General features: G+C 54.8%; 16 protein-coding genes. 2 read left to right on the top strand and 14 right to left on the bottom strand.

The annotated features are described in order from the left end of the window. The 8 genes from QZV31_RS01640 to QZV31_RS01605 all read right to left on the bottom strand — a co-directional run bounded on the left by QZV31_RS01640 (position 1) and on the right by QZV31_RS01605 (position 8,226). Entirely contained in the window at positions 1-609 is a 609-nt protein-coding gene (locus QZV31_RS01640; protein WP_093728863.1) for a V-type ATP synthase subunit E, read from the bottom strand. Between the two features lie 13 nt (positions 610-622). Then, positions 623-1,099, bottom strand: coding sequence for a V-type ATP synthase subunit K (locus QZV31_RS01635; protein WP_093728862.1), 477 nt, complete (start codon positions 1,097-1,099; stop codon positions 623-625). Positions 1,100-1,276: 177 nt separating this feature from the next. Further along, entirely contained in the window at positions 1,277-3,136 is a 1,860-nt protein-coding gene (locus tag QZV31_RS01630) for a V-type ATP synthase subunit I (RefSeq protein ID WP_093728861.1), read from the bottom strand. Between the two features lies 1 nt (position 3,137). Further along, positions 3,138-3,443 (bottom strand): hypothetical protein, encoded by a 306-nt coding sequence (locus tag QZV31_RS01625; RefSeq protein WP_093728860.1) that lies wholly within the window; start codon positions 3,441-3,443, stop codon positions 3,138-3,140. A gap of 237 nt (positions 3,444-3,680) precedes the next feature. After that, positions 3,681-4,475 (bottom strand): glutamate racemase, encoded by a 795-nt coding sequence (gene murI, locus QZV31_RS01620; protein WP_295357193.1) that lies wholly within the window; start codon positions 4,473-4,475, stop codon positions 3,681-3,683. A gap of 28 nt (positions 4,476-4,503) precedes the next feature. Then, positions 4,504-5,547, bottom strand: coding sequence for an SDR family oxidoreductase (locus QZV31_RS01615; RefSeq protein ID WP_295357191.1), 1,044 nt, complete (start codon positions 5,545-5,547; stop codon positions 4,504-4,506). A 142-nt stretch (positions 5,548-5,689) separates the two neighbouring features. Next, positions 5,690-7,447 carry a HAMP domain-containing sensor histidine kinase gene (locus QZV31_RS01610; RefSeq protein ID WP_295357188.1) on the bottom strand — a complete coding sequence of 586 codons (1,758 nt, stop codon included), beginning with the start codon at positions 7,445-7,447 and terminating at the stop codon, positions 5,690-5,692. 83 nt (positions 7,448-7,530) lie between these two features. Continuing rightward, positions 7,531-8,226, bottom strand: a complete 696-nt coding sequence (locus QZV31_RS01605; protein ID WP_093728857.1) for a response regulator transcription factor — start codon at positions 8,224-8,226, stop codon at positions 7,531-7,533. A gap of 442 nt (positions 8,227-8,668) precedes the next feature. Between QZV31_RS01605 and QZV31_RS01600 the strand changes: the two genes are divergently transcribed. Both QZV31_RS01600 and QZV31_RS01595 read left to right on the top strand, forming a co-directional pair. Continuing rightward, entirely contained in the window at positions 8,669-9,496 is an 828-nt protein-coding gene (locus QZV31_RS01600) for a hypothetical protein (RefSeq protein ID WP_295357184.1), read from the top strand. Between the two features lie 175 nt (positions 9,497-9,671). Beyond that, positions 9,672-10,532 (top strand): hypothetical protein, encoded by an 861-nt coding sequence (locus QZV31_RS01595; RefSeq protein ID WP_295357181.1) that lies wholly within the window; start codon positions 9,672-9,674, stop codon positions 10,530-10,532. 6 nt (positions 10,533-10,538) lie between these two features. On the opposite strand, the gene QZV31_RS01590 is transcribed toward QZV31_RS01595, so the two are convergent. The 6 genes from QZV31_RS01590 to QZV31_RS01565 form a co-directional block, all read right to left on the bottom strand. After that, the gene (locus QZV31_RS01590; protein ID WP_295357178.1) at positions 10,539-11,369 is read right to left on the bottom strand and encodes a bifunctional 5,10-methylenetetrahydrofolate dehydrogenase/5,10-methenyltetrahydrofolate cyclohydrolase; all 831 of its coding nucleotides are present in this window, start codon (positions 11,367-11,369) and stop codon (positions 10,539-10,541) included. A 130-nt stretch (positions 11,370-11,499) separates the two neighbouring features. Beyond that, positions 11,500-13,170, bottom strand: coding sequence for a formate--tetrahydrofolate ligase (locus tag QZV31_RS01585; RefSeq protein WP_093728853.1), 1,671 nt, complete (start codon positions 13,168-13,170; stop codon positions 11,500-11,502). Positions 13,171-13,294: 124 nt separating this feature from the next. Next, entirely contained in the window at positions 13,295-15,319 is a 2,025-nt protein-coding gene (locus QZV31_RS01580; RefSeq protein WP_295357173.1) for a penicillin-binding transpeptidase domain-containing protein, read from the bottom strand. After that, entirely contained in the window at positions 15,316-16,518 is a 1,203-nt protein-coding gene (locus QZV31_RS01575; RefSeq protein ID WP_295357171.1) for a putative peptidoglycan glycosyltransferase FtsW, read from the bottom strand. Before QZV31_RS01575 ends, QZV31_RS01580 begins: the two co-directional genes overlap by 4 nt. Positions 16,519-16,555: 37 nt before the next feature. Beyond that, on the bottom strand, positions 16,556-17,263 hold the full coding sequence (gene trmB / locus QZV31_RS01570) for a tRNA (guanosine(46)-N7)-methyltransferase TrmB (protein ID WP_295357168.1): 708 nt from the start codon (positions 17,261-17,263) through the stop codon (positions 16,556-16,558). Between the two features lie 14 nt (positions 17,264-17,277). Further along, complete coding sequence (locus tag QZV31_RS01565; protein ID WP_295357166.1) at positions 17,278-19,170, bottom strand: sigma 54-interacting transcriptional regulator; 1,893 nt, start codon at positions 19,168-19,170, stop codon at positions 17,278-17,280. Positions 19,171-19,190: the final 20 nt, after the last annotated feature.

Here is a 19,190-nt window from a genome sequence, read left to right as displayed (position 1 = left end):
CTATTTCACCTCCGCGGCAAAGAGCATGTCCGCCACTTCCTTTTCGATCCGGGTGCGGACATCCCTCATAATCGTTGCAAAGGATCCGTCGAAATCACTTGTTTTGCCCTGCAGGAGGATGCCGCCGGAGAACTTCGCCGCCTCGTCGGACAGCGTCAGTTTTCCCTGCTTGCCTGCCTTGACCAGCGCTTCGTTCAGCCGGGCCAGGAAGCCTCCTTCATATTTCGCCCTGTCCGCTGCCGGCACGCAGATTTTTTCCGTTCCGGTTTCAGCGGATTTCACGACAATGGAAGTAATGAACTGCTCCCATTTGTAATCCGGCATGGCGTTGATGGTTTCTTCCGCTTTGGCAAACGCTTCCTCCAGCACCTGGCGCTTACTGTCCAGGGCGTTCTTCCTGGCTTCCAGTTCGGCGATCAGGGTCTGGCGGCGGGCTGCCTCGTCGGCATCGGCCGCAGCCTGGGCATTGATTTCATCTATTTTTACCTTTGCAGCAGCTTTTATTTTTTCAGTAGAGGCAGCGGCCTTTTTCTTAGCGGCATCAACAATTTCAGCCGCTTCCCGGGCGCCGTCTTCCTCTATCTTGAGAATAATCTTGTTTGCTGCCATCGGTCTTCCTCCCTTAGAGCTTTACACCGTTTACCATGATGAAGGAGATGAGCAGTGCCAATACTGCGTAGGTTTCAACCATGGCTGCCAGGATGATGCCCTTACCGGTTTCTTCCGGACGCTTTGCGCACAGGTAAATGCCGGACGCGGCTACTTTGCCCTGGTACAGACCGCTCATCAGGCCGCCGATAGCCATCGGCAGGGCCGCGCAGAACAGGGCGATGCCCTGGTCGGTAGTCAGTTCCTTCACGTTGCCGTCAATCACGCCCAGATTCAGGACGATGATGAATGCGATCAGCAGGCCGTAAATGCCCTGGGTACCCGGCAGAGCCTGGAGTACGAGCACGTTACCGAACTTGTCCGGATCTTCGGATACGACACCGGCCGCGGCCTGACCCGCAATACCTACGCCCATGGCGCTCCCTACGCCGGCTACACCGGCGGCAACTGCTGCGCCTGCAAAAGCAAGAGCTGTTCCTAAAGTAATCATAATTAACTGCCTCCTTTAAAATTTCGTTTATATAAAATTTTTTGTTACACGGATTTGTTACACGGTTTTCATTGCTTCATTGCAGAAATTTTATGCTGCAAATTTTTAAGATTTTTTTGCTGCATTGTTACGTTGCATTTTGTCTGCAATGATTTACTGAAACTTTTTTACGTTTTTCTACTTCGTCACGTTCATGTACTTGGTCCGGATGGCCAGGGGTACGAACGCCTTGCCGCCGGCTTCATAGAACTTGCCGAAGAATTCGATGTACTGCAGACGGCTGCTGTGTACGAAGGCGCCCAGTACATTGATGATGATGTTGAAGAGGTGACCGCCCAGAAGTACCAGCACGGCTACGATGGTTCCCACCGGTCCCGCTTCCAGAAGCATCTGCGCGATGGTGTTGATAACCATGGCGATAACGCCTGTGGCCAGACCCAGCGCAAAGATTCGGGAGTAGCTGAGCAGGTCGCTCATGTATCCGCTGATGTTGTAGAGACTGAGGAGGCCTCCCATCAGTTTCCCCACGATGCCTTCCTTGGCGCGCCCGCCCGTCAGTACGATGATGGCGGCGCCTGCGATAGCCAGATACTTGCCGGTGGGTCCCGGTACGACGGCCATGCAGAAGAAGCCCGCGAACATGATCAGCCAGCTGATCTCGTCACAGAAAGCCCCGAAGATATCTCCGTCCCGGATGAGCATGTAGGCTTTCAGCAGCATGCCGCAGACCAGGTGCAGGATGCCCAGCCCGAAGCAGAGGGCCAGCATCTTTAACGGTTCCTTCATGGGCACGAAGAGCAGAGGATGCAGCTCCAGGCCGAACCAGCCGCCGAAGAGGGCGCCCCAGATGACGGTGGAGATGCTGCCGAAGAGGATGACCATGCCCAGCTTGCCGGCAAAGCCCTGGGGCTTGGCCAGTTTCATGGCGATCAGCAGGCCGATGGTGAGCACCAGGCCGTACCCTGCGTCCGAAAGCATCATGCCGAAGAAGATAAAGTGGAACGGCGCCATCAGGAAGTCCGGGTCAATGCTGCCCGCCTGGGGCCGTGAATACAATTCGATAACGGATTCATAGGGCTTGACGAAGGAATTGTTTTCCATTTCCGTAGGCGGAATTTCTCCCTCCGCCGGGTCGGCGAACTCGATCTGATACGCGTCCGTCACGCTCCGTACGGCTCTTTCTACTTCCACCGTGCGGTCCTTTCTGACCCAGCCCTGCATATAAAAGGTTTTTTCTGTCTCTACGCCGCCGTTGGCCAGACGTTCTTCCTTGGCCGTCAGCTGGTCGTAATATAACTGAAGTTCCGCTTTGCTTTCGGCAATTTTGATGGCTTCTGCCTCCAGCTCGTCGGCGCGTAAGTTCTTCACCCGGGCGGCTTCCGTAAGGTCTACGACAATCTCCGAAACCAGTCCCGTACGCTTGGGAAAGACTACATCGGCAAAGTCATGCGCTTTGAGGAAATGCTTGAGCCGGGCTGCATCTTCCTTCACGCAGAAGATGAGCATGGCGCGTCCCTCCGGTGCTTCTTTCAGCACGACAGGCTCTGCCGTCAGCTCTTTGATGTCCTCCAGGAACGCTTCCTTTTCCAGTTCCGGCAGGTAGCCCGCGAAATAGACGCTGGTGTCCGTGGGAGCCAGCTGCTCCAGCGGGATGTCCAGGTCGATCCACGGCTGTAAGGCCTCCACCTGGCTGGTCATGGTCGATGCCTCGTTGCGGAGGGACATGATCTTGCCGGAGAGTACCTCTACCTGGTCTGCCAGGTCAGAACCTTCCTTCGATTCATGGAGGAAGGAATCATAGGAAACCGGAAGGCGGGATGCAAACATGGAATCTTTTTTCCCATGCAGGTCCACAAATTTCAGGGCGTCCTTGGTCTTGACGATCTGGTCGCTCACCTTGTCCGCTCCTTCGAGCGCCTGGGTCTTTTCGCCTTCCGAAATGAGCATGATGTTGCCGTCTTTCTGCAGCGCAAGTAAAATGGCGTCGCGGTCTTCCTTCAGTGCGAAGAGCGTTGCCTTTTTCATTGCAATCAGCATACTAAACCACAACCCTTTCTAAAATATAAGCTACAGCTTCGGGGAGCTTCTCCGCAGCGGCTGCCGCCTCGGCACGGTCGGTCCTGGCCCGTTCTGCTACCAGTTCCTTCGCCTTGACCCGGGCGTGGGCTTCCGCTTTGGCAACGGTATCTTTGGCAGCGGCGCGGGCCGCCGTGATCATGGCGTCGGCTTCACGATTGGCTGCCTCCTCCGCATCCCGCAGGAGATTGCGACTGGTCAGGGCAGCTTCTTTCTTAGCCTGTGCAGCTGCAGCTTCGGCCGCCTTGATTTCATCCAGTATGGACATTCACAACTCACCACCTTTATGATTTTTTATATTTTTATTTTTTCATTCTTCCATAAAATTCAGAAAGAATTATGAACTTGGAATTATGGGCATAGTTAACCCATAATATTGTTAATATTATAACACAATTTCAGGGTATTGAAAATACAAACGTAGGAAATGATGTAAAACAAAAGACAGATTTTTATTAGAACACTGGCGTAGTTCTGGAACGCGGGGGCATCCCGCCTCCCACATTTATAATTTAATCTGTTTGAAGTCACAAGTTTCTAAATTCAGCATTCGCTCAGCTAACAGTTTCCCTTTCTGCACATCGCCGGTGAAGCAGATGGTGCTGTGGCCCGGGCCTTCTGTTTGCAGCAGGTTCCGCGCTTCCAGGTCTGCTTTGGCCTGCAGGGCTGTGGCGGCCGCCGGGTCGATGACGGTCACTCCCGGTCCGAAGGCTTCTTCCAGATAACTTTTCACAAAGGGATAATGGGTACAGCCCAAAATGACTGTGTCCACCTGTTTGGCCTGCAGCGCTTCCGCATATTCATGAATGGCTTCTTTCAGTTCGGGGCTGCCAAACCGGTTGCCTTCGATCAGCGGTACAAATTTCGTACAGCCCACCCCGAAGACTTCTGCAGCCGGGTCCGCTGCCTGAATTTCTTTCCGGTGCGCTCCGGTGCCTACGGTAAAGTCCGTGGCCATCAGTCCGATGTGCTTGTTTTTTGTGGCCTGCAGCACCAGGTCCACGCCTTTGGACATGCCGATGACGGGAAAGGTATGGGCGCCCCGGATCACGTCGGTGCCCAGCACCGTGATCGTATTGCAGGCCGCCACCAGCTGCTTGATTCCTTTTTGCTCCAGCCAGTCTGTCATCTGCGCCACAAAGGCGGTGATGGTTTCCCGGCTGCGGGTGCCGTAAGGAGCCCGGGCCGTGTCCCCCAGATATAAAAAGGTTTCATGGGGCATAGTCTGCTGCAGCGCGCGCAATACGCTGAGACCGCCTACGCCGGAATCAATGACGCCAATCGGCCGGTTTGTATCCATGAGCATTCCTCCAACCTTCAGATTTACTTCACCCCATTGCGGTCAGTCCGCCGTCCACGGGGATCACGGCCCCGGTCATGAAGGAATTAGCCGGGGAAGCTACGCTGCCGATTACATGGGCCACTTCTTCGGCAGTTGCGATGCGCCCCAGGGGATAGCTCTCCCCCATCTCCGCTTTCGTATAGCTGCCGTCCGCCGCAGCCAGCTGGACTGTCAGCAGGGGCGTATCCACGTCCCCCGGGCAGATGCAGTTGACCCGGATGTCCGGCGCCAGGTCCAGGGCCAGCGCTTTGGTCAGGGACACCACCGCCCCTTTGGAGGCACAGTACACCGGGCAGCCGTAGTTGCCGCCGATGCCGGCGTCGCTGGCAATATTGATAATGCAGCGGTCCTGTGCAGTCCGGGAACGGCTGCTGCTTTCATCTGTAGTATCCGGCGCCGTCAGCTTCTGCGTTGTGCTGCCTGTTGCTTGCGTTGTGCTGTCTGTTGCGTCTGCCGCGGACCCGTTTCCGGTTTTCTGCGCCGCCCCGGTTTCCGTTTCTCCCCGGGACAGCATGTGGGGCCTACAGGCCTGGATCATGAAGAGGGTTCCCTTCACGTTCACGTCCATGACCCGGTTATATTCTGCCACCGTAACCTGTTCGATCCGTTTTTCCTGATAGATGCCGGCGCTGTTCACCAGGATGTCGATCCGGTCGGACCCGTAATACCCTGCTATGGCAGCCGCCATTCGGCAGTCCGCCGGCTTCGCCACGTCCGCACAGATATAGCGGAGCCTTGCCAGGTCTTTCGCCGTACCCGGCACGGTACTCTTCCATGACGCGCATCCTTCTTTCCTCAGTCCGTCGGCAGCGCTGAAGGTGTGCATCGCCTCCGGCCGGCCGGGAAAGACAAGGCTTTCCGGATCCTTGCAGCCGATGATCTCCGCCAGCGCCTGCATGCCCCGGGTCCGGTCCCGGCCCACGAGGAAGACGTTTGCCCCGTCCTGCCAGAATGTCCGGGCCGCTGCCAGTCCGATGCCGCTGGTTCCGCCGGTAATGAGCACAACTTTATGTTTACATCCGTACTCCATGTATGAACTCCTGCATGATTGATCTTACGTGTGTACCATAACTGATTCCTTGCGGGAAGACCTTCCGGTGATTTTTATCACTGATTCCTTCACCGGAAGTCTTCTGATGCTTTTTGAGACTGACCGGGTCAGCCTTCCCTCATTACGGTTCCATTTCCGCTTTTTCCTCCGCGGTGAGTTCTTCCGGTTTCGGAAGCTCCATCACCGCCGTGGATCCCTTGCCGTATTCGCTCTGCATCCGTAAGGCAATTACATGCCGTTCCGCAATTTCTTTGGCAATGGCCAGCCCCAGGCCGCTGCCGGATTTATTGTTTTCACCCCGGGTCTTGTAGAATCGGTCAAAAATATGCAGCAGGTCTTCACTTTTGATCCCGGGCCCGTGGTCGGTGATGGTCAGGCGCCGGCTGGCCAGTTTTACTTCGATGGAGCTGTTCTCCGGACTGAATTTCACGGCATTGTCCAGGAAGATCATCAGCATCTGGTTCAGGCGGCCATAGTCGCCGGTCATTTTATACAGAGGCGTATCCAGCTCACTGGTCACCGTGATATTTTTATCCCGCGCCAGCTGCCGGGCACTGCGGACGGCCCCCTGTATCACTTCACAGAAGTTCAGCGGTTCTTTGTCAATGGGGAAATCCACATTCTGCAACCGGGACAGGTCCAGCAGGTCGTTGATAAGCCGCTGCAGGAACAGGGTCTCATCGTACATGGTGTCGTAGTAGCGTTCCACGTCGGCCGGTTCCGTTACCACTTTGTCCCGGAGGGCTTCCAGACTGCCCCGCACCACCGTTACCGGCGTGCGCAGTTCATGGGAAATGTTGGCGATGAATTCTTTCCGGATCTTTTCCGTCTGTTTGGTTTCCTTATCGGCTTCTTCCAGCCGGACCGCCATACTGTCCAGGGTAGCGGCCAGTTCGCCGATCTCGTCGTTCTGCTTCACGTAACTCCGGGCCGTGTAGTCGCCGGCCGCCAGTTTTTCCGCCGTGTCTTTCATCTTGTTCAGGGGTTTGGTGAACTTCATGGACAGGAACCAGGCAGCGCCCAGCGCCAGGATCAGCGCCGCTACCAGACACCAGCCGAAGACTTCCAGTGCCTCATAGAAAGCATGCCGCAGACCGAACACCGGCACCCGCAGCATCAGGACGCCTTCCACGCCTCCGTTTTTGTCATAGATGGGAGCCGTGGCCAGCACCATCATCTCGTTGATCCGCTTGTCATACTCTTCCCGTACGGCGGATTCCCCTTTAAACCCCTTGCGGAACATATCCCGGTACACCTGGGGGAGTTCGTTCACGGTGGTGGTGCCTTCAAAAACAGGAGGGATGCCCCGTCCCTGGGGTCCCTTGTGATGTTCCACATGGCCCCGGACATAACTGGGCGCCTCTTTCATGTCGCCTTCCTTAATGTGGGTCCGCATGGCGATCTCACCATTCTTATTGGCCACCCACACGTCGTCTGCCGTAATAATATTCACATAGGCGATCAGCCGGCGGGAACGCAGCAGGCTGCCCGGATTGACTGCTTTGGCAGCAGATTCCGGAGTTGCCTTCCCGTTTGCGCCCTTACCGGAAAGAGAATTGTCTTGCGCAGTGCTCCCGGTCCGGTTTGCGTCCTTACCGGAAAGGGAGCTGTCTTTCGCGGTATTCCCGGTCTGGTTTCCCTCACGGGCGGCCGCGTCCCGGTTTCTCCTTTCATTTGCTTCCCGCTGACGGGAACGCTCCAGGTTGTCCCCCATAATGGCCGCCACACTGGCCGCTCTGTATTGCAGCGCCCGCTGCTGCCGCGCAATGAAGTTCTCCCGGAAAAAATGACCGAAGGAAAAGGCCATAACAAACGCGAACACTAAAATGGCCAGCGCAAAATAGGCCGCCAACTTCGCAGCTATTTTACTCTTAAACATAACTTTCCCCATTCTGCCGTATAAAAACGGCTTACACTGCAGGGTATCCTCCCTGCGCAATCTTCACCGGGTTTGCGTGTCTCTTACGGTTCCGTGATTTCAAAACGGTAGCCAACGCCCCAGATGGTTTTTACGTTCCAGCCGGGATGGTCGAAGGCGTCCAGTTTGGCCCGCAGCCGTTTGATATGGGAATCCACGGTTCGGCTGTCTCCGAAATAATCGTAGCCCCAGAGACTGTCCAGCAGGTTGTCCCGGGAAAATACTTTTTTGGAATTGGAGGCCAGCAGCCAGAGCAGTTCCTTCTCCCGTTTAGTGAGAGGCACTTCTTTGTCGTCAATGGTCACCATGTAGTTATCAATATCAATGGTCAGATTGGCAATGACCAGTTTGCGGGATTTGCTCTCTTCCTGCTGGGGGATGCGCCGCAGGATCGCCCGGGCCCGGGCCATGACCTCCGCCGCGCTGAAGGGTTTGACGATATAATCGTCGGCGCCGATATCCAGCCCCATGATTTTATCCGCGTCCTCACTCCGGGCCGTAATCATGATCACCGGTACCTGAGACACGGCCCGGATGGCTTTGCATACGGCAAACCCGTCTTTTCTCGGCATCATGACGTCCAGGAACACAATGGTGATCTCCCTGGAAAATTCCCGGAACAGCCGCAGCGCTTCTTCGCCGTTGTAGGCGACGTAGCAGCCCCAGCCTTCTTTGCTGGCGTAGTCCTTTAACACCTTTGTAATCTGTGTGTTATCATCGGCAATCAATACTTTATTCATATGCAGACCCCCTCTTGCAGACTTACAAAGACACTTATACAAAATAATTATACATCAAAACTTCCTACATTAAAACTACTTTTGCAAAAATCACGGATGCAGTTTAAAATTATAAATCAGAAAAGAGTCCCATACCGAACCGAAATAGCCGAACTGAAATAGCCGAACTGAATTGGCCGCACTGATTTGGCCGAACCGGTCATAAAAAACTTTCATGGAAAAATCTGTTTTAAAAAAACATAGTTTTGTTCTGAAAATGACATGATTTTGTCATACACAGGCAGTATTATATAGTCGAACCGGAGGCACACAGGCAGGCTGCAATGCAGACAACCGGCACGGCCGACCCCCTTCAGACAGCAGCAGGCTATCGCGTCCGCCGGTTTTGTAGACAAGACGCAGACAAAAAGACACTAAATCATAAAAAGAAGGAGAGATGAAGATGTTTAAGTACTGGAAAAAAAGCATGGTTGCCGCAGGCATATTAGCCACGTTACTGGCAGGTTCCGCATTTGCCGCTACAGAGGCGGAAGATGCTGCAACCCAGCAGAGCGGTCAGGATTACAACCAAAAAATTGAGCAGCAGGTTCCGGGCACTGAAAAAGGCCGCCCCTTCCGGTCCTATAAGGACGGTCATCATAAGCCCGGCCCGCGCCATCACAAACTCAACGGGCATCACGGCGGTCCCGGCAAGCATCATGTCGGGAGGCATCAAGCCCGCCACAGAGACGATCTGAGCAGGCCCGGCAGGCTGAGTCAGGAACAGCGCCAGCAGTTAGCCAAAGAACGGGAACAGTTCTTTGCCAACTGGAGCAGCATGTCCGACAGGGAACGGCGGGAAGCCACCGAAAAGTTCATCAGCCGCGTCAACGAAGAGCGCACGAAGAACATGACCGATGCAGAGAAGGCTCACTTTGAAAAACGCCAGGCCGCCAAGAAGGCCGAGCGTGACAAAATTGCCAAAATGACAGAAGACGAACGGCATGATTACTTCAAAAAGAAACACGACGAGATGGTGAACGCACGCATCAAGAATATGACCCCGGAAGAAAAGAAACGTTTCCTGGAGCGGGATAAACGCCAGCAGGAACGGATGGAAGCGTTCTGGAAGAAATGGAAACAGATGACTCCGGAAGAAAAAGAGCAGTGGAAGAAAGCTCATCATCGTTTCGGCCCCGGCCCCGGTCAGGGAGCACCCGGCGGCCCCAGAGGAGCACACCGGCCTCATAACGGCCAGGGTCCGAAAGCGGCAGCTCCGGCGCAAGCTTAACAATGTTTGTACAATAAACTGAAATAAAACTTCCCCCCTTTATGCAAAATCCCCTGCCACAAGGCGGGGGATTTTCACGTTTTGTATAAAGTTTTGGTTTTGCCATGCATTTGTCAAAAATTAATTTTATATTTATAATAAAACCAGAATAATACAGATGGGGAGGTCCCTTATCATGAAAAAATGGAAAGCCATGACCGCAGGGCTTGTCACACTGTCCGTTCTCACCGCAGGCCTGACCGCTTCGTCAGCTGTCAGCGCCGCCGAAATCCGGAAAGCGGATTCTTCCGTGCAAACCTATAAAGACGGCGCCGTCGTGCCTGCCTCAAAAGCCCCTGCCGTCCGTAAAGCCGCCCGTGAAAAGGCGCAGTCCGATTATTACATTACCGAGGGCAAAAAGCTGGACCAGGCAGTTGCCAGACTGTTGTACATCAACCCGGAAGAAACCGGGCTGGATCCCCAGGTAGACTACAGCTACCGCATGGACAAGACCCTCACAGGCGATTACTTTTATCATGTGAGGGCGTTCCTTCCCAACAGCACCAAAGCAGCCGGCGATTTCCTGCTGGCCAAAGACGACAGCTGCGTGTTCCGCCGCTTCCCCGGGGAGGCCCGTACGGAACTGCTGGACGGAACCACCGAAAAACTGCTGGCAAAGGTTGAGATTTATCCCGCATACAAAAAAATACCCCAGGACGGGGTCGGCAAAGTACTGATCCGGGTCCCGGGCAGCATTCCCTACAAGCTGACGCTGACCAGTCTCAATGAGAATACCCTCACCATCAAAACGGATGAGCAGGGCCAGCAGTGGGTGTATGGTGTCACCCGTGGCAAAGGCGACGTACTAGCCGAAGTTGAGATTGGCGGTTACATAACCAGCAAGACCCTCAACTTCACGGTCATGGATGAAAAAGATGTGGCCCGGGAAGAAAACCGGACTTCCGGAGGCTGGCCGATCGGGATCGGCATCGGCTTCGGCTGGGGCCACGGACGCCACCACCATGGACACGGCGGCGGAATTATAATCGGGATGTAAAAAAATTTATACGTTCCGCACCACCGCGTCCATCATCATCACGTTGCTGACCACGCCGACGCCGCCGGGCACCGGGGTAAAGGCTGAGGCATTTTCCGTCGCTTCCGGCGCCACATCGCCTACGATCCCGGTTTCCGTCACGTTAATTCCCACGTCCACAATCACCGCACCGGGTTTCACCATATCCGGGGTAACAAAACCGGCTTTGCCGATGGCCGCCACCACGATATCCGCCTGCCGGACCAATTCCGGCAGGTTTTTTGTATGGGAATGGCAGACCGTAACGGTACAGTTTTCCTGCAGCAGCAGCAATGCCACCGGTTTGCCCACCACGTTGCTGCGGCCCAGCACGACCGCATGCTTTCCGTCCAGCGGAATCTTATAAAATTTCAGCATCGCCATACAGGCCCGGGGCGTGCAGGCGGCCCAGCGGCCTTTCCCCATCAGCAGGGCGCCGCCGTTGGCCGGGTTCAGGCAGTCCATGTCCTTTTCCGGAGCCAGGGCCGCGCCAACTGCGTCCCCGTCCACCTGTTTCGGCATGGGCATCATGGGCAAAATACCGGTAACGTCCGGATCTTCGTTCAGTTTCCGGATTGCCGCAACGGTTTCTTCCGTAGTAGCCGTTTCCGGCAGTTCCACACAACGGCTTCCGATGCCCAGGCTTTCCGTAATTTTCAGCAGCCGCTTCCGGTACACAAAGGATGCAGGGTCCTGGCCTACGGTCAGGATGGCCAGCATGACTTTCTTTCCGGATTTTTGCGCCGCTTCCACTTTTTCTTTGATTTGTTCTTTATACGCATCCGCCACAGGACGGCCGCTCATTACCAATGTTTCCATATGCATTTCCTTTTCGATAGCAAGAGACCGACAGGAACATCTGTCGGTCTCGATTTAATTTAATTACTAAGGATTCCCTGATTACGGGGAATGTCTGTCAATGGGTTTGTGCACACAGCAGAAGAAGCAATCAGAACAGTCCGCTGATCTTGCCTTCATCCGTTACGTCAATACTTTCCGCAGCCGGTTTCTTGGGCAGGCCCGGCATGGTCATGATGTCGCCGGTGTAAATGACGATGAAGCCGGCGCCGGCGCTGATCTTGGCGTTCTTTACATTTACGGTAAAGCCGGAAGGCGCGCCTAACAGGGCCGGGTCATCCGACAGGGAGTACTGGGTCTTGGCCATGCAGACCGGCAGGTTGCCGTAGCCTTCTTTTTCATACTGGTCCAGGGCCTGAGCCGCTTTGGTCTGGAATTCCACCCGGTCACCGCCGTACACTTCTTTTACAACAGTAGCGACTTTTTCCCGCAGGGACATTTCCAGCGGATAAATGGGTTTGAAGCGGGCCATGCCGCTCTCCGCCAGGGCAACCACTTCTTTGGCCAGTTCCACGCCGCCTTCGCCGCCTTTGGCGAATACGTCGCTGAGGGCTACGTTGACGCCCATACCGGCGCAGAAATCGTACACAGCCTGCAGTTCTTCTTTGGTATCCTGGGCGAAGATGTTGATGGCAACCACCACAGGTACGCCGAACTTAAAGATGTTTTCAATATGTTTGCCCAGGTTCGGGAGGCCTTTCTTCACCGCTTCCACGTTGGGCTCTTTCAGATCTGCTTTGGCTACGCCGCCGTGCATCTTCAGGGCGCGGACCGTGGCTACCAGCACGCAGGCGTCCGGGGCCAGCCCCGCCTGACGGCATTTGATGTCGAAGAATTTCTCTGCGCCCAGGTCAGCGCCGAATCCGGCTTCCGTAATGGTGAAGTCCGCCAGACGCAGGGCCGTGCGGGTGGCCATGACGCTGTTGCAGCCGTGGGCGATGTTGGCAAAGGGGCCGCCGTGGATGATGGCCGGCACGTGTTCCAGTGTCTGGACCAGGTTCGGTTTTACCGCATCTTTCAGCAGAGCCGCCATGGCGCCGGCCGCATGCAGGTCTTCCGCCGTAACCGGTTTGCCGTCATAGTTGTAAGCCACAACAATTCGTTTCAGCCGTTCTTTCAAGTCATGTAAGTTGGAAGCCAGGCAGAGGATCGCCATGACCTCACTGGCCACGGTAATATCAAAGCCGTCTTCCCGGGGTACGCCGTGGGCTTTGCCGCCCAGACCGATGACAATGTTCCGCAGGGCCCGGTCGTTCATATCCACGACCCGTTTCCAGATGATCCGGCGGGGGTCGATGTTCAGCGGGTTCCCCTGCTGGATGGAGTTATCCAGCATGGCGGACAGCAGCATATGGGCGGAAGTGATGGCGTGGAAATCGCCGGTAAAGTGCAGGTTGATGTCTTCCATGGGCACCACCTGGGAATAACCGCCGCCGGCCGCACCGCCTTTGATACCGAAACAGGGCCCCAGCGAAGGCTCGCGCAGGGCAACGATAACTTTTTTCCCGATTTTCTGCAGCCCCTGGGCCAGACCTACTGTCGTGGTAGATTTCCCTTCCCCGGCCGGAGTCGGGGTAATGGCTGTCACCAGCACCAGCTTTCCCGGTTTCCGGTCTTCCACTTTGCGGATCAGATCGTAGGAAAGTTTGGCTTTATATTTTCCGTACAACTCCAGATCTTCCTGATCAATCCCCAATTTTTCCGCAATCTCCGTAACAGGCAGCATTTTTACCTGCTGGGCAATCTCGATATCAGACAACATGGCAACTCCTCCTTTTCTTCTTCCTCTCCCTGTAATTTCTTTATAACGTAACTAAATTTATATGTGCGCTTTTCGATACCGCTACCGTTTGCGTTTACCTTTCTATTATACCCTAAAATCTCATTTACCGAAACCAAATTTCTATTTTTGTTCCGGGCTGCACTTCCGTACCGCCAGAAGGTTTCTGTTTATAGGCTTTTCCGGAACCGTAAGGTTCCAGTACCAGATTTCCTTTTTGCAGTTCTCCGGTAATCGCCCGGGCGTCGAAACCGGAAAAGTCCGGCACGATCCAGTTATTTCCTTTTTGTTTCAAGGCAGGCAGCGACTTGGGCGTTTCCACTCGCTGTCCCGGTTTTACGTGGGCTTCAAAGCTGGGCAGGCCTTCGCTGTTGCTGGGCTGTATGCCCTTGGCCACCAGGATCTGCTGCAAGGTGTCGCGGAAAATAGGCGCGGATACCTGGGAGCCGTAGAATGCGCCCCGGGGTGTATCCAGCATGACCAGCATGGCATACTGGGGCTTGTCCGCCGGTACAAAGCCTACAAAGGAAGCGATGTATTTCCCCGGTGCATACCCGCCCTGTTCGGCGATCTTCTGGGCGGTACCTGTTTTTCCTGCAATCCGGTAGCCTTTGATCCGGGCTGTTTTACCGCCGCCCTCGCTGACCACTTTTTCCATCATGGTACGCATCTGGGCCGCCACTTCCGGCTTAATCACGTTCCGCACCACCTGCTTTTTGCCTTTGCGGATCACTTCGCCGTTAGGGGCCACGATGCGGTCGATGATGTAGGGCCGCAGCAGTTCCCCGCCGTTGGCAATAGCGCAGATGGCCCGCAGTTCCTGCAGCGGCGTCACCGCAATGCCCTGCCCGATAGCCAGGGTGGCAATATCCGGCTCATACATGTTCTTCGGATCGTACAGGATCCCGTCTTCCTCGCTGGGCAGCTCGATGCCGGTGGCAGTGCCGAACCCGTATCGTTTGGCCCACTCGATTTCCCGCTGGGCGCCCAGTTTCATGCCCAGCTGCACCATGCCGGTGTTGATGGAGTACTTGATGATATCTTCAAATTTGCACATCCCCATGCCCGAGCCGTCCCAGTTGCTGATGACACGGTCCGCAATGCGGATGGAGCCTGTATCGTTGATGGGCGTATCCGGCGTTACAATACCTTCCGACAGGCCCATGGTGCCAACGATAGGTTTAAAGACGGACCCCGGTTCGTAAATAATGGAGATGGCCCGGTTCAGCCAGTTGACGGCCGGGTACTTCCCAAAATGATTGGGATCGAACGTGGGCCGGCTGCCCATAGCCAGGATCGCCCCGGTATGGGGATCCATGATCAGCACCGCGGCAGCTGCCGCATTGGTCCGTTTCATGGCGTCATCCAGCGCGTCTTCGATGACAAACTGCATCTTGCTGTCGATGGTCAGATACACGGTGGCCACCTGGATCTTTTCCCGGTTCTCTTCCAGATCCGTGTCCTGGTCGGCAATAGTGCGGCCCATGGCGTCCACCATTTTTGTCTGGCGCATCTCCGCGCCTTTCAGAATGCTGTCCAGAGCCAGTTCCAGTCCGGAAAGCCCGCTGTCGTCCGTTCCCACAAAGCCCAGTACCTGGGCTGCCATGGATTTTTTCGTATAATAGCGTTTGCTTTCGGCAATAAAATGCAGGCCCGGCAGTTTATTTTCTTTAATAATCTTTACGACCTGTTCATAGTCTTTCGGTTCCAGCATACGCTTGACCCAGACAAACTGGCCTTTCAGTGTAAATTCTTCATACAAAGCGTTTTCGCTGATGTTCAGAACCGGCGCCAGTTTCTTGGCCGCGATCCGGGGGATGTCCCGGTATTCTGTCTTCTCTTTGCCGGGTTTGGCGCTCTTGTTCATCTCATCGGGATTCACATACAGGGAATGCACCATGATGCTGACCGCCAGTTCTTCCCCGTTCCGGTCCACGATCCGCCCCCGGGGCGTATGCCGTTTGATCTTGTCTGTAACCTGTATGGTAGCCCGTTTCCCCAGCTCCGTGCCGCTGACAATCTGAATCCACAGCAGCTTGATGGCCACGGCAATGAACATGAACAGAATCAGACCGCCCAGAAACAACAGACGGTTCCGGCTGTCCTGTAACGTAAACTTGATTCGTTTCATTCGAAGGGCCTCCTGTTCCGGTTCGAGGAGACCACCCGCAGCCTGTTCTCCTCCGTAGGGGGAAGGCCGGCCGCAATGCGTTCTTCCATAGTCTCCCGGGCGCTTTCATTCCGGTATACCGCTACGACAAGCCCCAGGGTAAACATATTGGCAATCAGGGATGTACCGCCGTAACTGATAAACATCAGCGGCACGCCGATAACCGGAAACAGACCGGTGACCATGGCCATGTTGGCCGCAGCCTGCCCGATCAGGAACAGGGTAGCTCCGGCTACCAGCATGTATCCTCTCCGGTCTTTCGCATTCATGGCGATGGTAACCATGGCCCAGGCCATGATCACAAAGCAGGCGATTAAAAACAGCGCGCCGATATAGCCCCATTCCTGGCAGAAAATGGCAAAGGCAAAGTCCGTATGGGCTTCCGGCAGGAAAAAGAATTTACTGGAACCCTGTCCCCAGGGCAACCCCGTCAGCCCGCCGCTGCCAATGGCCATCAGGGACTGTGTCATCTGATAGCCTCCGCCCTGGGGGTCTTGCCACGGATCCCACCAGAGAAAGATACGGGCCCGGCGGTAGGGCGCCATCATGGCCAGAGCGCAGATCAGTACGCCAAGCCCTCCCAGAGACAAAATCTGCATTTTGGGAATTCCTGCCAGTACATACATGCCCAGCATCAGCGCAAACACAATGGTAGCGGTTCCCATATCCGGCTGCAGGAAAATCAGGGCCGCAAAAACCAGGGAAATAATCAGCGCCTGATTCGACGGATACCCTAAAAGGCTGACCCGCAGGCCCCGTTGCAGCCGGTCTCCCAAAAAAGACGCCGCCATCAGGATGACCGAAACCTTGGCCAGTTCCGATGCCTGCAGAGAAAAGCCGCCGATATAGATCCAGCGCCGGGAACCGTTTACCACGGTTCCGATTCCCAGTGTCGCCGCCAGCAAAACTATGGTAATGCCGGCAACGACCATATAAAACCGTGGGCTCATCAGCCGTTTATAGTTCACCTGAAAGGCCGTGACGCAGAACACCAGTCCGCCGGCTGCCGCGTATCCCAGATACCGGACCAGGAAGTGGTAGGGATTTCCGGTCATAGCCTCCGCCCTGACGAAGCTGGCGCTGAACACATTCACACAGCCGATGACCATCAGCAGGATCATCAGCGTAATAATGGCGTCTTTGGGATTTTCCCATAACATGAATCGTTCTCGCATAATGTGTGTTAGTATCCTCGTATTATGACGGGCTTTCTTCCGGACGGATATTCCTGGGGGAACGGGTAACCACTTTTCCCGAGTTTTCCGTAAAAACGGCTTCGCAATAGTTTATGGGTGTTCCCATCCCGCTGAATTTTTTCTCGTATTCCGTCTGGACTTCATTCCGATAGCTGCTGTGATGCAGATCATAGGAAAGCCCGTGGATCTCCAGTCCGAATTCTTTAAATTCTTCCACGGAAAAATCAAACAGCTTCCGGTTATCCGTTTTAAAGAACAACCGTCCGCCGACACCCAGCAGCTTCAGGTACAGGCCCAGAAAGTTCCGGTGGGTCAGGCGGCGTTTCGCCTGCTTCGCCTTGGGCCAGGGGTCGCTGAAATTCAGGTAGAGTGTTTTGATTTCTCCCGGTGCAAACCAGTCTTCCATATACGCTGCGTCCCCATTGAGGATCACCAAGTTGTCCATCCCCGCTTCCATCGCTTTGCGGGCCGGATAATAGGAAATGTCAAACTGGGTCTCGATGCCGATAAAGGCTTTTTCCGGGTGCAGCGCAGCCATTCCCGTAATAAAGCCGCCTTTTCCGCAACCGATTTCCAGACAGATCTCTTTGCCCGGAAACCGTTCCTGCCAGCGGCCTTTAAACCGTTCTATATGTTCCCTGTACAAAAAGCCCGCCTCGATCACTTCCGGCATTGCTTTTTCGATCCAGGGTTTCTTTCGTAAGCGCATGTGTCAGAGTTCCTTTAGTTTTTCTTTTCTGCCGAACCCGGTCCCAGATTATATTTTTTCAGATACCGGTACAGGGTTACGCGGCTGACGTCCAGCATGGAGGCCAGTTTGGAAATATTGCCGCCGGCGGATTTCCATACGGAGATAAAGGCATCTTTATCATATTTCCAGGATTTTTCCATGGTTTTGTCTACCGGCATCTTGATATCTTCCGCTTCAATGAGGCTGCCGGGCACATGGAAGAAAGCCCGTTCGATCACGCCCTGCAGCTGTTTGATGTTGCCGGGCCAGCTGCAGCCGGTCAGCATCTTCAGCGCTTCCGGGCTCAGATGTTTCTGGGGCATGTTGTACTGGGCGCTCATTTCCGCCAGGATATGGTTGGCCAGCACGGAAATGTCCTTCACCCGTTCCCGCAGCGGCGGGATACGCATGACCGTATCCAGTACCATTTCAAACAGTTGGCGGCTGAACAGCCCTTTGTCTGCCAGACGTTTCAGGTTGCTGTCGCAGGCTGCGATTACACGGATATTCAGCTTTTTCCGTTCATGAGATCCCGGCACGGGCAGGCCGTTCCGCAAAACGTCCGCCAGCCGGTCCCCTAAGCTGACCGGCAGTTTTTCCACTTCATCAATAAACAGGGTTCCCCCCATGGCCAGCTCCAATTTCCCTGCTGTCGGCGGATTATCACCGTCCGGCCTGCCGAAAAATTCTTCTTCCATCGCCTTGGGGGACTCGTCCGAACATTTCACAACGATAAGGGGAGCCGCCGCCCGGGCGCTGGCCTGATGGATACCGTGAGCGAGACGCTGTTTACCGGTACCCGGCTCGCCCTGCAGCAAAATATTGTTGTCCGCCCTGGCGATCCGCGTCGCTTTGTGCTGCAGCGCCAGAAACTCCGTCGTTTCGCCTACCATGCTGTACAGGCTGTACCGGCTGCTGTAACCGGTGGCGTGGGCAATGGTGGTCTTTAAATCCTCAATGGACATGGAAAGGAGCACGGCCCCTTCCACGTTTTGACCCAGCCGGACAGGCAAAGCCGTTGTTATATCCTCATAAGTGCGATCCGCAGTGATCCACGGTATTTCACGGCGGTACGCCGGTTTCCCTGCCAAAGCCTGCCGTACCGGAATATGTTCATAGTTCAGGAACACATCCGAAAGAGAACTCTTCCCGTCTAACCGTTTCTTCCCGTTTTCGTTGCAATACTGTATCTTTTCATCCCGGTTCAGCCAGTACACGCTGACCGGAAGCTCGTTCAGGATCATCTTCTGCACGTTCCAATAGATCAGCATCTCCAGATACTTCTCCACGGAATATTTCATGGTCATCAGCAGCGACAGCAGGAGGTCGTAGGGAAGTTCACTCTGGTCTACCGAGCAGAATGACAGGATATAACGGATTTTTCCCTGCACACAGATCGGCGCGCTGCAGGCATCCCCGTTATGGCTTTCCCGGATCCACATTTCCGGTCCGAACATCAGGAACGGTACGTTATGTTCCCGGGCAACACTGATACTGGACGTTCCGATATCGCTTTCCAGTACGCGCATTCCCTGGATATCATCCATGACGCGCTGGAAAAAGGGCATGGCATAATTTTTGATTATGTAGCCCTCGCTGTCGATCAGCAGCATACTGAGGTTATGGGAGTTAAAATGCTGTTTATTCTGTTCATACAGCCCGTCCACATACTCCACGATATGCGCGTGGGTTTTCTGATGTTCCAAAACCTGTTCCCGGGTCAGACGGTTGACCCGGGGCATGGTTTCATGGGGCAGACGGAGATTCCGGCAACGCTGCCAGGATTCCGCCACCCACGGATGCACGTTGGGATCCACGATGCCGTCATCCATGAATTTATTATAATATGCCGTTAGTTTTTCTTTATTTCTTTTTTCTCGAATCATTGCAGATTCCCTCTCTCTCC

This window comes from uncultured Succiniclasticum sp., assembly GCF_902793885.1.
Classification (GTDB): domain Bacteria; phylum Bacillota; class Negativicutes; order Acidaminococcales; family Acidaminococcaceae; genus Succiniclasticum.
This window is presented reverse-complemented; position numbering and strand designations above follow the sequence as displayed.